General features: G+C 41.4%; 12 protein-coding genes. 8 read left to right on the forward strand and 4 right to left on the reverse strand.

The window, feature by feature from the left end:
• Positions 1-100 precede the first annotated feature (100 nt).
• The 4 genes from mgtE to fabI all read left to right on the forward strand — a co-directional run bounded on the left by mgtE (position 101) and on the right by fabI (position 4451).
• Positions 101-1462, forward strand: a complete 1362-nt coding sequence (gene mgtE, locus LCM09_RS11070) for a magnesium transporter (protein WP_224881561.1) — start codon at positions 101-103, stop codon at positions 1460-1462.
• A gap of 34 nt (positions 1463-1496) precedes the next feature.
• Complete coding sequence (locus LCM09_RS11075) at positions 1497-3344, forward strand: monovalent cation:proton antiporter family protein (protein WP_224881563.1); 1848 nt, start codon at positions 1497-1499, stop codon at positions 3342-3344.
• An 86-nt stretch (positions 3345-3430) separates the two neighbouring features.
• Positions 3431-3583: a hypothetical protein gene (locus LCM09_RS11080; protein ID WP_224881564.1), complete on the forward strand. Its 153-nt coding sequence runs from the start codon at positions 3431-3433 to the stop codon at positions 3581-3583.
• Positions 3584-3674: 91 nt separating this feature from the next.
• Positions 3675-4451: an enoyl-ACP reductase FabI gene (fabI, locus tag LCM09_RS11085; RefSeq protein WP_224881566.1), complete on the forward strand. Its 777-nt coding sequence runs from the start codon at positions 3675-3677 to the stop codon at positions 4449-4451.
• Positions 4452-4486: 35 nt separating this feature from the next.
• Here fabI and cotI read toward each other — a convergent pair whose 3' ends face one another.
• The gene (gene cotI, locus LCM09_RS11090) at positions 4487-5545 is read right to left on the reverse strand and encodes a spore coat kinase CotI (RefSeq protein WP_224882959.1); all 1059 of its coding nucleotides are present in this window, start codon (positions 5543-5545) and stop codon (positions 4487-4489) included.
• Positions 5546-5987: 442 nt separating this feature from the next.
• Here cotI and LCM09_RS11095 point away from each other — a divergent pair, with 442 nt between their 5' ends.
• The 4 genes from LCM09_RS11095 (at position 5988) to LCM09_RS11110 (ending at position 9549) form a co-directional block, all read left to right on the forward strand.
• A complete protein-coding gene (locus LCM09_RS11095; RefSeq protein WP_224881568.1) occupies positions 5988-7127 on the forward strand; it encodes a glycosyltransferase family 4 protein in 1140 nt (379 codons plus the stop codon).
• A gap of 173 nt (positions 7128-7300) precedes the next feature.
• On the forward strand, positions 7301-8383 hold the full coding sequence (locus tag LCM09_RS11100; RefSeq protein WP_224882961.1) for a CotS family spore coat protein: 1083 nt from the start codon (positions 7301-7303) through the stop codon (positions 8381-8383).
• A complete protein-coding gene (locus LCM09_RS11105; protein WP_224881570.1) occupies positions 8349-9161 on the forward strand; it encodes a hypothetical protein in 813 nt (270 codons plus the stop codon). Before LCM09_RS11100 ends, LCM09_RS11105 begins: the two co-directional genes overlap by 35 nt.
• A 112-nt stretch (positions 9162-9273) precedes the next feature.
• Entirely contained in the window at positions 9274-9549 is a 276-nt protein-coding gene (locus tag LCM09_RS11110; RefSeq protein WP_224881571.1) for a hypothetical protein, read from the forward strand.
• Between the two features lie 134 nt (positions 9550-9683).
• Here the strand turns inward: LCM09_RS11110 and LCM09_RS11115 are convergent, their stop codons facing one another.
• The 3 genes from LCM09_RS11115 to LCM09_RS11125 are packed head-to-tail and all read right to left on the reverse strand — an operon-like array spanning position 9684 to position 13239.
• Positions 9684-11018: a glycosyltransferase family 4 protein gene (locus LCM09_RS11115; RefSeq protein WP_224881573.1), complete on the reverse strand. Its 1335-nt coding sequence runs from the start codon at positions 11016-11018 to the stop codon at positions 9684-9686.
• A complete protein-coding gene (locus LCM09_RS11120; protein WP_224881575.1) occupies positions 11015-11962 on the reverse strand; it encodes an NAD-dependent epimerase/dehydratase family protein in 948 nt (315 codons plus the stop codon). Before LCM09_RS11120 ends, LCM09_RS11115 begins: the two co-directional genes overlap by 4 nt.
• Positions 11959-13239 carry a UDP-glucose dehydrogenase family protein gene (locus tag LCM09_RS11125; RefSeq protein WP_224881577.1) on the reverse strand — a complete coding sequence of 427 codons (1281 nt, stop codon included), beginning with the start codon at positions 13237-13239 and terminating at the stop codon, positions 11959-11961. Before LCM09_RS11125 ends, LCM09_RS11120 begins: the two co-directional genes overlap by 4 nt.
• Positions 13240-13333: the final 94 nt, after the last annotated feature.

Raw genomic sequence — 13333 nt, forward strand, 5'->3', positions numbered from 1 at the left:
CTACTTAAAGAATTAAACAAGACTTCATATGCAATTTATGTCCATTTTATTACGTTATCCTTCTCGACACATAGAAAATAGTAGTAAGGAGGGGTGCTTGGTGGCACAGTCAGAACAAGAAATCCAACTTATCTATGATGCACTTATCCAATACTTAGCTGAAGAAAAAATAGAGGCATTTCGTGACCTGTTTCTCGATATACATCCTTATGACCAGGCAAAATTCTTCCTTACAGTAGAAGAAGATGTTAGATTACTTGTTTACACGTATTTATCGCCGAAAGAAATGGCGGAAATATTCCAGAATTTCGAAATAGAAGAGCAAGAAGAATACATTTCTGAGATGGAGCCTCCGTATGCTGCTGAAATGCTTGCAGAAATGTACGCAGATGATGCCGTCGATGTCTTGAATGAGCTAAATCCTGAACAAATCGCGAGCTACCTTACAATTATGGATGACGATGCAGCTGACGAAATCAAAGAGCTGTTGCATTATGAAGAAAAAACGGCCGGAAGTATCATGACGACAGAATTCGTTGCGATACGGGCACATCAGACGGTGAAGCGTGCCATGCAAATTCTTAGGCGCGAAGCCCCTGAGGCAGAAACCATCTACTATGTATTCGTCGTTGATCAGCAAAAAAGGCTGGTAGGTGTCATATCTTTAAGAGATTTGATCATTGCAGAAGATGATACCTTAATTGAAGAGATCATGAATGAACGTGTCGTATCAATATCAGTGGGGGAGGATCAAGAGGAAGCAGCAAGGTTAATGCGAGATTATGACTTTCTAGCACTACCTGTTCTTGATTTTCAACAGCACTTACTCGGGATTATTACGCATGATGATATCGTTGACGTTATTGAAGAAGAAGCTTCAGAGGATTATTCAAAGCTTGCTGCAATTTCAGACGATGGAACACTTGACAAGAACCCATTTTCATCTGCGCGAAAACGGTTGCCCTGGTTAGTTATCCTTTTATTCCTTGGAATGATGACAGCTAGTTTGATTGGACAATTTGAAGAAACCCTCGACAAAGTGGCGTTACTTGCTGTATTTATACCATTGATTGCAGGGATGGCAGGGAATACAGGAACACAGGCCCTTGCGGTTGTCGTACGAGGGATTGCAACAGGAGATTTTGAAGAACATAGTAAATGGAACTTAATTTTACGAGAAGCAGGTACAGGGTTAATAACAGGATCAACATGCGGGATTCTTGTAACGATTATTATTTTTCTGTGGCAAGGAACCTTTTTTCTTGGAATTTTAGTTGGTTTTTCGCTATTATGTACTCTGATAGTCGCAACGCTTGCAGGTGCGCTTGTACCTTTACTTATGCATAAATTAAATATTGACCCTGCAGTGGCCTCTGGGCCGTTTATTACGACGATCAACGACATCATCAGTATTCTCATCTATTTTGGAATGGCTACAGCGTTTATGAGCTATTTGATATAATAGAATATTGTGGTCGTTTTGAAGGAGGAAGAACATGGAACATGGCGCATCAGTATCATCCTTAGTAATTGTAGTAGTTATCGCATTTCTAATTCCATTTATCCTACACCGCTTTAGATTGAACATTCTTCCTGTGGTAGTAGCTGAAATCATTGCCGGTATTATTATCGGACAGAGTGGCTTCAACTTAGTAGAAGCTGATACATGGCTAGATACACTTTCAACACTAGGATTTATATTCTTAATGTTTCTAAGTGGACTTGAGATTGATTTCTCTGTTTTTGCTAGTAAAAAGAAAAAAGTGAAACTTCCGAGCGGAAAAATAGAACCGAACCGTGTTCTTGTTTCATTTATCGTCTTTATTTTAATATTTATTGTGTCTTATGGATTATCGTTATTATTTGTTGTACTTGGTTACACAGATAATGCCTTTTTCATGACATTAATCATCTCGACGATCTCCCTAGGAGTTGTTGTGCCAACGTTGAAAGATGCAAATGTACTAAAAACGAGTATCGGGCAGACAATTCTACTGATTGCAGTTATCGCCGACCTTGCTACAATGATCTTACTAGCGATCTTCGTTTCGTTGAATTCTGGTGGAGAAGGAAACATGTGGCTCTTGTTACTACTGTTTGGAGCAGGAATTCTCCTTTACTTCATGGGAGCTTATTTCAGGCATCTTTCCTTCATTGAAACAATGTCAAAAGGTACGATTCAAATTGGCACAAGAGCGGTGTTCACGCTCATCATCGTACTAGTTGGTATTTCAGAAACAGTAGGAGCAGAAAATATTCTTGGAGCATTCTTAGCTGGTGCTCTTGTCTCGCTCCTCTCACCAAATACGGAACTTGTGCAGAAGCTCGATTCATTTGGTTATGGCTTCTTAATTCCAATCTTCTTTGTGATGGTAGGGGTAGAGCTAGATGTTTGGTCCCTCTTCCAGGATCCAAAAGTCCTTGTACTTATACCATTACTTGTAATCGCGTTATTTGTATCAAAACTGGTACCTGTTATCGTCTTAAAAAGATGGTATGACATCAAAACAGTTCTAGGTACAGGGATTCTCTTGACTTCGACGCTTTCTCTTGTGATTGCAGCAGCAGAAATCGGTGAGCGTATCGATATTATCGATGAACAACTGTCATCTGCTTTAATCCTTGTAGCAGTGATAAGCTGTATCGTCGCACCGATCGTGTTTAGAAAAGTCATGCCTAAGCCAGAAGAACGTTCGAATGCGAAGAAGCTCGCGATCATTGGTGCAAACCAAATTACACTACCGATTTCGCTCGAGCTTAATCCTGCTAACTACCAAACATCGATTTACCATACGAAACAAGAAAAAGTTGATTCAGATAAGCAGAGTAGTCACTTCAGCGTAACAGAGCTTAGTGATTATAGCATCGATACTCTTAGAAACAGTGAAGTGTTCAATGCGGATATCTTATTGATTTCTACTGGTGATGATGAAACGAACGCCGATATTGCTGTTTTCGCTAGAGAGTACGGAACAGAGCGAGTAATCGCAAGAATTGAACTCACAGAAGTTGCGGATCAATTACGCGATTTAAATATCGACGTTTTCTCAGTGTTCTTTTCAACTAAAGCCTTGCTCAAAGCGTTGATCGAATCACCAGGAGTCGTTAATATTTTCACGAGAGAAGAAAATGCTCTCTACCAAATCAATATGAACAATGTGGAATATAACGGCGTTCCTCTTCGGAATTTCCCTTATCTAGGTGATACGATCATCGTACGCATATTCCGTGGGAAAGACTCGATCGTTCCTCACGGTGACACGGAGCTTCGGATTGGCGATCGATTGATCGTTACAGGAAGTAGTGAGAGTGTAGAAGAAGTAAGAACGTTGTTAAGCTATTAGGAATAGGCTTCCGGCTAAGTGCCGGGAGCTTTTTTTTAGAATGAAAATGGTCTTCAAGGTGATACTACGAGCAGGAGGTCATGTGTATGAATCATTCTGAACCAGAAGTTGTATGTCCATCTTGTCAAAAGAGAAGCGAACTTCACAATACGATAACCGCTCAGTCTAATCAAAACATTATTTTTGCTTGCCCATATTGCGGATATGAGAAAAGAAATATTGAAACGAGCAAAGGCTAGTTAATTCGACATGGTACAGGTTCCGTAAAGCATGTTATAATTAGCACGTGGTGCTAATAACTAATATTAAAAACCGAGGAGGAGCATGGATATGAACCTGTCTCTTGAAAATCGTACATACGTTGTAATGGGTGTTGCGAATAAACGCAGCATCGCGTGGGGGATCGCCCAGGCACTAAGTAATGCAGGAGCAAGACTTGTATTTACATACGCGGGAGACCGTCTTGAGAAAAATGTACGCGATCTTGCAGCAACGCTTGATCGTGACGATTCTGTCATCTTACCTTGTGATATTACGGATGATCACGAAATCGAATCCACTTTTGCAAAGATTAAGGAAGAGGTCGGTGTTATTCACGGACTTGCTCACTGTATCGCATTTGCGAAAACGGACGAGCTCAAAGGAGAGTATCTTGAAACGACGAGAGAAGGATTTATGTTAGCACATAACATCAGTTCTTACTCACTTACAGCCGTTTCAAAGGCTGCTCGTCCATTGATGACTGAAGGTGGAAGTATTCTCACTATGACATACCTAGGTGGAGAGCGCGTTGTAAATAATTACAATGTGATGGGAGTTGCAAAAGCATCTCTTGACGCTAGCATGAAATATCTTGCGAACGATCTTGGTAAAGATGGTATTCGCGTGAATGCGATCTCTGCAGGACCAATTCGCACGCTTGCAGCAAAAGGCATCGGCGACTTTAACTCTGTTCTTAAAGAGATTGAAGAAAAATCGCCACTTCGTCGTACTGTAACGAAAGAAGATGTAGGAAATACTGCACTGTTCTTGATGAGTGATCTTTCTGGTGGAATAACTGGTGAGATGATTCACGTGGACAGCGGGTACAACATTATCGCAACATAAATGAAACGCCCCGGACTTCGTTCCGGGGCGTTTTTTTAGAGTAGCTGTGATAGCTGTTCGGTTTTACGTTTCTCATATTCAAATGCTGCCATCAGTTCTTCTGGCATAATGTCGTTCTTTCTTCCGAAACGCTCACTAACGGTTTCATAGAGCTCATAAGGGAAAAGCATATCGATATACATAACGTTCTTTTGTTCATCTGTTAGTGGTGCAACTTCTTCATAAGCTGATAACATCAGTTCAAACAGTTGATGATCCCATACACCTGTATCTCCCATCAACGGAATGATTACTTTACGTAAGTCTCGTATCGGCAAATCGAAGGTCGTTGTATCAAGGTCAATAATCCAGATCTGATCTTCAGATAGAAGCGTGTTTCCGGTCCCGTAGTCCTGGTGACAGAGATTTGGCTTTTTCTTACAAGCTGCTACCCATTCTGGGTAATGAGAAGCCCGAAGCTTTTCTAAAATTTCTCTTCCTTTTGCGATGAACGGATCAATTTCAGCTAAATACAACTGACAAAAAGGGTCATCTGGAAAACGCTTTGCAATCAGTTTCCATGTTTCCATCTGCTGACATCTCTTAATGTAGTGTTTCGGCCATTTACCTAGCTTTGAGAAGATCGGTGTCGCTGGAGGAGGAACGTATCCTACTGATTCAGTATGATAGTCCCCAAGACCTCTCATCATCCACTGCAAATCTTCAGGTACGGTTAAGTTAAACGGTCTTCCTTCAATCCATTCATACACAACAAACAAGAACGGTCCGTGCTTCGTATAAAGGCTGCCATCTTTATTCGGTATAATAGCTGGCACACGCATACCTTTTTTTGCTAAATAGTCCTGTGCATGGATCGAGAATAATGCTTTCTTTTCAGGACGGTGTATCCTTTTCAAACACTTCGGTCCCTGGTCTGTCATGAACTTCCAAACAAGAGCCATCTGACCGCCTTGTATCACTTCGACACTCTGTACATTGAATTCCCAATTCGGAAGTAGAAGTTCTGCAAGCTTTGTTAACTTTTCCTGCATTTCAGGTGTAAGCTCGGTACCTGCTTCCTCCTCTTCTTCATCCACAAGATTAGCTAATTCCATCCTTTGAAATAGATCGTGATCGTTTGAATCAACGCTGATATTCTGCTTTGCAACTTCAACTTCTTCGTCTTCTTCTGTTTCTTTCCCCGAACGAAACACGACCTGATTCGATCCTCTAAATTCTACTTCAGAGGACCCCACTTTATTGTGCCAAGTTTCCATAAGTTCACCTACCTATCATATCTGTTCCTAATACGGTATGGAGAAGAGGATGGTCATGTCACCAATTTCGACTATTCTGTCCGAAAAATAGGTGTATGAAACAGTTGGCAAAGCCCTTTTTATCTTTTACGTTTAGGATTTCGCACAACCTTTCTTTTCCTTCGTATCATGCTTATAAACAGTATTTTAAATCGTGTCTTTTTCTGCTTATCGTTCGACAGCTAAACGTCATAAGGCGTCCCGATACGGTAGTTTTTTAAAGATATAAAGGAGGGTGAATATGAAAATAGCCTTAGTCGCAACAGAAAAGTTGCCAGTCCCAGCTATTAGGGGTGGTGCGATCCAGATCTATTTAGAAGCCGTTTCAAAGCTTTTAGCAAACAATCATGATGTAACAGTGATTTCGATCGATGACGTTAATTTGGAATCTAGAGAAAGAAATAACGGTGTTGAGTACATCAGAATCAATCAGGAGGATTATTTAGAGGGGCTTATTCAAGAACTTAGTGAGCAAAAATTTGATGTGATCCATGTTTGTAATCGCCCCACATGGATCGAACGATTAAAGAAAGCTTCACCTACTAGTAAATTTATCCTAAGTGTTCACAATGAGATGTTTGCACAAGGGAAAATGGAAGACGAAGAAGGAGAAACGTGCATCTCGCTCGTTTCGAAAATCGTGACCGTAAGTGATTATATTGGGAAAACCATTACAGATCGCTTTCCTTCAGCACGTGGAAAAGTGCAGACGGTTTATTCAGGTGTGGACTTGAATGCCTATCACCCAAGATGGACCACGAAAGGTAGAGAACTTAGAAACTCCATCAAATCTCAGCTTAACATCCAAAACAAAAAAGTCATTCTCTTTGTAGGGAGATTAAGTAAAGTTAAAGGACCTCACATCTTACTTCATGCCTTACCAAAAATTATCGAGCAACATCCAGATGCTCACATGGTTTTTATTGGATCCAAGTGGTTCGGTGAAAACGATGTAAACAATTATGTGAAGCATCTCTATACACTTGGTGCAATGTATCCAGATAACATTACGTTCATTAAATTCGTAGAGCCAAAAGATATCCCTAAGCTCTATTCAATGGCGGATGTGTTTGTTTGTTGTTCTCAGTGGCAGGAGCCACTTGCAAGGGTTCACTATGAAGCCATGGCTGCAGGTTTACCATTATTAACGAGTGATCGTGGTGGTAACCCTGAGGTGATTGTTGAGGGGAAAAACGGAAAAGTTGTTCATCAGTTTGATGATCCTTCTGCATATGCAAACATGATTCATACGTTTCTCTCAAGTGAAGGAACCCGCGATCGTTTTGGCAAATTTGGTCGCAGTTATGTAGAAGAGAAGTTTGGTTGGAATCGAGTAGCATCTAACTTAAAGTCCGTTTATGAAAATGCGGCTAGACGGTAGAGGAAGAGAGGGAAAGAATTGTGGAAGAAGAATGGAATCTTGACCAAGAGTTAGAAGACTTGGAAGTTGATGAAGAAGCAGAAGACCTAAATGAAGACCACGATGATGCTGAGGAAATCGATGATTTAAGCGAAGATATGGAAGATTTGGCTGACGATGCAGATTTTTCACTTGTGCATGAAACGGCTAACTTAGAAGAACTAAACCAAATCCTTCGTTACTACCCAGTTGAACCAACTAGCGTTCATTTGATATTCAGTCGGCAAGGACGTACGAAATGGCGCGTGCACACGAAACAAGGGACGATGATGTTAAGGCAGGAGTTTATTCGACCTGAGCGGATGCTTTATATTGCTGGAGCTCATTGGCACCTTCAAGAAAAAGGGATGCCAATCGCGAAGTTGATCAGAACTCGGAATAATGGCCTAATCCTTGCGGGTGAAGACCACGCTTATGTGCTATATGAAGATGTAGAGGGCGAAACAATGCTCTACTATGACAAAGAGCAAACGAAGAAAACGATGGCTTTTATTGGGCAGTTCCACAATGCATCAAAGGGCTATATGCAGCCTGAAGGAAGTAAGAAGCGGAGCAGAATTGATAAATGGCATAAATTGTACAGGTGGAAGATTCAAGAATTAGAAGGATACAAAAAGCTTGCGCAAGACTATACGACAGATCAATTTTCGATTTTGTTTCTTCAACAGGTCGACCTCATGCTCGAGCGTGCAAAAGAAGCGTTAGCTGAGCTTGATAATCCTGAATTTACGAAATGGACGAACGAAGTGTTCGAATCGAAAATGTTCTGTCAGCAAGACTTCACAATGGCACGTTTGATTGAGAAGGACGGAGTAGCGTTTATGAGAGACCTTCACTCTGTTAATGCCGATCTGCCGTCTCGAGATATTCGCATATTGATGAATAAAGTCATGAAGAAGCTTGCGGTGTGGGATCATGAGCTCGGAGAAGAGATGCTCATTCATTATGATGCAGTACACCCGTTAACCGAGGGACAGTACCGAGTTCTCTGGACAGACTTAAAATTCCCCCATCTATTCTGTGCGATTGCTCATAAATATTATCTCAGCCAGAAGCGCTCATGGTCAGATGAAAAGTATTTGATGCATATTCGGAATATCATCGCTGTAGAAAATTCGAAAGAAGAATTTCTTATGAATTTTGATAGGATTTTCAAAGCGGTCAAAGGGGGTGTCATAAGCGATGGAACAAGTATCACAACAGAAAGCGATTCCTAAATTAGACCTCGAAGATTTTCGTTTTTCTCCTCCTGGTTCTATGGGGTGGAGTTATGCAGAGTATGAAAAAATCATCGATAGTGGGCAGGCTGAATTAGAAGTAGACACAACCTCTTCTCTAAAAACTCCACCTGTTCCAACTACCGATCTTAAAGAATTACCACCTGGGAATGGCACGATTATCGAAATTCCTAAGAGTTCTATTGGAAGCACTGAATCTCTTGGAGAAACTGAAGCTTCTGAAGTTGAAGGTAATCCGATTTCATTGCAAGAAGACCTAAGCGAGAGTGTGCAAGAACTCGTGTTAGATCAGGCTTCGATCGATGTTCCTTCATATGACGATCATGATGAGCACATCGAACAAGAGGAAAACGAATATTCCCTTCTTGTAAGAAAGGTAAGTCGTCCAAGAGCTCTAGGTAAAAGTAATTTCGGGTGTCCTGTGCTGAGTCCAAAAGAACTGTTTAAACAAAAATTTGAGTGCAACGAAACAGAACCAGTCCAACTAGAAGATGAGTCAGAAGAAGTTGAAGAAACAATTCAAGAGCCTATAGAAGAATGTATCCTTGAAGAAGCTCCAGGTGAGCTCGTTGAACAACCGGAAAATGAAGAAAGCAGTGAGGAAGACTGCGAGGAAGAAGAAGAGCTCGAATCATCTGAAGAGGAAGATCGTGCTGCAGAATACGACTGCGATGATGATGGATTGGTTCAAATTATCGACACGCCAAAAAAACGATCCTCAATCTGGTTACCAGCTGGAAACAAAAAAATAGGTTAAAATCTTTAGATACTATGCTTCATTTGCCCTATACAACATGAGCGTATTCTCATAATCTATAAAGAATTCTTTTTACGAGAATACCACTGATAAAAATAAAAGGAGAGTTACAATGGCGCATCACGATAAGCACGATGAAGTGTTAAAGAAGTTACAGGAAATGCTAGCGAGCGGTGAAGTAGATGAAGTTGAACTAACGTTTGAAATGGTGAATGGTGAAGAGCACACGTTCGAGTTCGATATGGATGAGGACGAGGATGAAGAAGGAGAAGAGGAAGAAGAGGAGGAAGAGGAGGAAGAAGAAGAAGTTGCTGCTGAACTACCTCTAGAAGAAGAGGAAGAAGAGGAAGAAGAGCTTGATGAAGACGATGAGGACGAAGACGAATAAAAGAGATAGAACCGATAGATCCGTCGGTTCTTTTTCTTTGGGAAATTTCCCTATAAACGATTACGCTCGTAAGCGTAAGTAAACGGTAAGAACAATAGGATATAAGATCAAAGAGATAGAGCCTTTGATAGGCTCTATCTCTTTTTATTTCTGTTACTTCTGTTAAAGATCCACGGCGGTTCTGGTTCTTGTTTTGGTTCAGTGTTTGTAGTTCCAGTATCTGGAGTTGGTACTGACTGTTTTTCTTCTTCCTCTACCTCTGTAGTTAGGACCTCAGCTTCAAGCGTGCGATGTTCAGGCTCTGAAGAAAGCTTTGGTATACCATCAAAAGCTTTGTTATACACACGCTCTAGCCGATCCGCTACATGACGAAAGGTATGGTTAGCTTCTACCACCTTACGACCGTTCAAGCTCATCTCAGAGGCTCTCTCAGGATGGTTTAATACGTCGCATATCGCTCTAGAGAAGGAAGAGGGTCGGCGATAAGCTCCAATTACAAGACCATTATGCATGTGCGTGACAACTTCAGCATTGCCGCCTCGCTTCGTTGTAATCAGCGGAACACCTGCAGCCATCGCTTCATAATGAACGCGCGCTAAAGGCTCCTGCCATTGTGAGCTACAGACAAAAACGTCGCCGAGTAAGAATGTATTTGGAATTTCCTCATGGGGGATGTACTTCGTGAAAAGAACGTGATCCCCAAGTGGCTTAGCTAACTTGTAAAGATACGATACGTATTCATTCATACGATTATCACTAAACCACTTGCCGCCGCAAATAACGAGCACAGCATCAGGGTGCTCTTCTAGAATAGATGGCATCGCTTTGATGAGGAGGTGTGGACCTTTTGTTTTACTGAGTCTGCCGATGAAAAGGATGACTTTACGATTCGAGAGGCTGTATTTTCGTCTTAAACGTTGTTTGATCTTTTTTCCTTCTTCCGTCCAAGAAGGATGGAACTGAGTAAGATCGACGCCGGAATAGACGACTTGGATTTTACGATCAGCTTCAGGAAACCGGTTCAAAATGGCTCCCTTTATATAGTTACTTACTGTCATGATCTCTGAAGCACATTCGATGGCTTTCAAGCCTTCTTCATCACTCAGCTTTCGCTCTGTAAACATGTCATTGTGAAGACTCAAAACGATTTCGCTTTCTGGCATGACGCTTTTGTATAGCGGAACAGCTTTTGGTCTGTTGAAAACATGTATGAGATCAAAGGGGTCCATGTCAGCTAATTCATCTGCAATGTTTTGGCTATAATTTTCACGAGGAACTCGAATATATGTGACGGATTCTACCTCTTCATAATCAGGAAGTTCTGGGTCCTGAACAGAGAAAACGGTCATTGAGTGGGTTTCTATCAAATAAGGGACGACTCCATCGATCATCATCTGTATCGCGCCACCTTTTACAGCGGGAGAAGGAAGTTTCTCTGTGCAAACATAGGCGATATTCAATTTTCTCATTCCTTTCTATCGTATAGCTCAGCTAAGTCTACGATTTCGTTCATCAAACCTTCCCTCAATCGAACGCTTGGCCGATAGTTTAAAAGTTTTTGAGCTTTCGAGATATCTGCCCAGGTGTGCATCGGTTCGCCTGTAGCTTTTGTAACAAAATCGATTTTGGCTTTCTGACCGAGTAACTCTTCAAGAGTAGAAATTACTTCTAGTACTGTGGCTCTCTCTTTACCACCTATGTTGATCGTTTCTCCTATTACGTAATCGGCATCTTTGACGGCTGCAGTGGCTTGCACACAGTCAGCAACATATGTGAAATCTCTCGATTGCAAACCGTCGCCATAGACCGTTATCGGTTTATTTTCTAGCATTTGTTTTATAAATCGATGAAACGCCATATCCGGTCGTTGACGCGGGCCGTACACGGTGAAGTATCGTAGAACGACAGTCGGTACTTTGAAGTAGAGATGATAGATGTGACAAAGTTGTTCGCTAGTAAGCTTCGTAACGCCGTATGGGGAAAGGGGGACGGTTGGAAGGTCTTCTGTAACCTTTCCATCTTTTTCACCATAAACGGAAGAGGTAGAGATATAGATGAATTTAGCAATGGTGTGATGACGACACGTTTCTAATAGTCGTTGGGTGACAAGTCCATTGTTAAGGATGTAAGATTCAAAGTCGTTACCAAAGCTCGACCTTACTCCAGGGATACCTGCAAGATGGTAGATAACGTCTACGTTCTTCATGAACGTTGAAAGGTCTTCTGTCAAAAGATCGATGTCATATAGCTTGAAATTTGGGTGTTTAAGGAGCGATTTCACGTTTCTCATTTTTAATTGATTACCTTCAATGTTAAGATCGATCCCAATTACGTTTGTTTCTGAGGTTTTCAATAGTTGTTCACACAAATGAGAACCGACAAATCCAGCAGCACCAGTAACGAGAATCGTCATGATCGCCCAACCCCAAGGTAGTGTAAGCCAGCATTCTTAACGTCTATAGGATTAAGAAAGTTTCGACCATCCAATACAATCCGTCCTTTCATTTCATTACGAACCCGCTCCCAATCAGGTGATTTGAACATTGCCCAGTCCGTTGCAACAATGAGTGCATCTGCACCTGATACCGCCTCATACATATTACTTGTTTCGTGTATGAAGAGGTTTTTAGCATGTGCCTGTGGGTCGAATGCGAATACAGAACACCCATGTTGAATCAATTTTTGACAAAGCTTTATTGAAGCAGAATCTCTTATATCATCTGTATTTGGTTTAAAAGATAGGCCCCATACAGAAATTCGTTTCCCTTGAAGGCCTCTAAGCTTCTTATCAAGTTTCTTGATGTAGTAATCGATCTGCTGGTTGTTCACTTGTTTTACAGCACTTAATAAATGAGTTGAAATTCTCTTCTTTCTGGCTGCGTGACTTAATGCATCGAGATCTTTTGGAAAGCACGACCCTCCATAACCGAGCCCCGATTGTAAGAAATGTGGACCGATCCTTGGGTCTACTCCTAGCGACGTTGCGACGTCAGTGACATCAACCTGGTAGTGATCACATACTCTTGCAAACTCATTAATAAATGAAATCTTGGTTGCGAGAAAAGCATTAGAAGCATACTTCATCAACTCAGCGCCTGTTAGCGTTGTTTCAATAACTGGAGCTGACAACTCGTTATACATTTCCTTCAACATACTTATCGCTTTAGAAGACTTTGCGCCGACTACGATCTTATCCGGATGAAAAGAATCGTGCACGGCAGAGCCCTCTCGTAAAAATTCAGGATTCGATACGATATCGAACAGTTTTTCATCGACTCCTTTCTCAATTAGAAAATGGTGTGCCCACTCATTTGTACCAGGAGGAACGGTGCTTTTTGTGATGATCGTTTTATGGGTCGTGATCTTTTGTGAAATATGCTGAAAGACTTTCTTATAAGCTGTTAGGTCTGTATCGCCGTTCGGTTTTGGTGGGGTTCCGACTGCAACTAGAATGATAGGAGAATGAAGCATACACGCTTCACGATCATCAGAGAAAATCAATCGTCCGTTTTGGTTATTCTTTTGTAACAATTCCTCGAGCCCAGGCTCATGTATGGGACAAATCCCTTGATTTAATTTCTCGATTTTATCTATATCTTTATCGATGCAGTGCACGTTATGTCCAAGATCAGCAAGCAATGCTGCTGTTGTTAGACCAACATACCCTGCACCAACGATACATATATCCATGCGAGTGTTCCCTCCAATAGCAATCACATTACTTTATATCGTATTAGGCTTGAAGGCGTTGGTGTGATGAAATTGAGTGAGTTGGTCATAAATA

The sequence above is a fragment of the Guptibacillus algicola genome (assembly GCF_020171805.1).
Taxonomy (GTDB): Bacteria; Bacillota; Bacilli; order Bacillales; family Guptibacillaceae; genus Guptibacillus; species Guptibacillus algicola.

Excerpts from the sequence above, each read along its gene's own strand:
- LCM09_RS11080 (WP_224881564.1), top strand. The coding sequence starts at position 3,431 with ATGAATCATTCTGAACCAGAAGTTGTATGTCCATCTTGTCAAAAGAGA.
- LCM09_RS11120 (WP_224881575.1), bottom strand. The coding sequence starts at position 11,962 with ATGACGATTCTCGTTACTGGTGCTGCTGGATTTGTCGGTTCTCATTTG.
- LCM09_RS11125 (WP_224881577.1), bottom strand. The coding sequence starts at position 13,239 with ATGGATATATGTATCGTTGGTGCAGGGTATGTTGGTCTAACAACAGCA.
- fabI (WP_224881566.1), top strand. The coding sequence starts at position 3,675 with ATGAACCTGTCTCTTGAAAATCGTACATACGTTGTAATGGGTGTTGCG.
- LCM09_RS11095 (WP_224881568.1), top strand. The coding sequence starts at position 5,988 with ATGAAAATAGCCTTAGTCGCAACAGAAAAGTTGCCAGTCCCAGCTATT.
- LCM09_RS11075 (WP_224881563.1), top strand. The coding sequence starts at position 1,497 with ATGGAACATGGCGCATCAGTATCATCCTTAGTAATTGTAGTAGTTATC.
- cotI (WP_224882959.1), bottom strand. The coding sequence starts at position 5,545 with ATGGAATTAGCTAATCTTGTGGATGAAGAAGAGGAGGAAGCAGGTACC.
- LCM09_RS11105 (WP_224881570.1), top strand. The coding sequence starts at position 8,349 with ATGGAACAAGTATCACAACAGAAAGCGATTCCTAAATTAGACCTCGAA.
- LCM09_RS11115 (WP_224881573.1), bottom strand. The coding sequence starts at position 11,018 with ATGAGAAAATTGAATATCGCCTATGTTTGCACAGAGAAACTTCCTTCT.
- LCM09_RS11110 (WP_224881571.1), top strand. The coding sequence starts at position 9,274 with ATGGCGCATCACGATAAGCACGATGAAGTGTTAAAGAAGTTACAGGAA.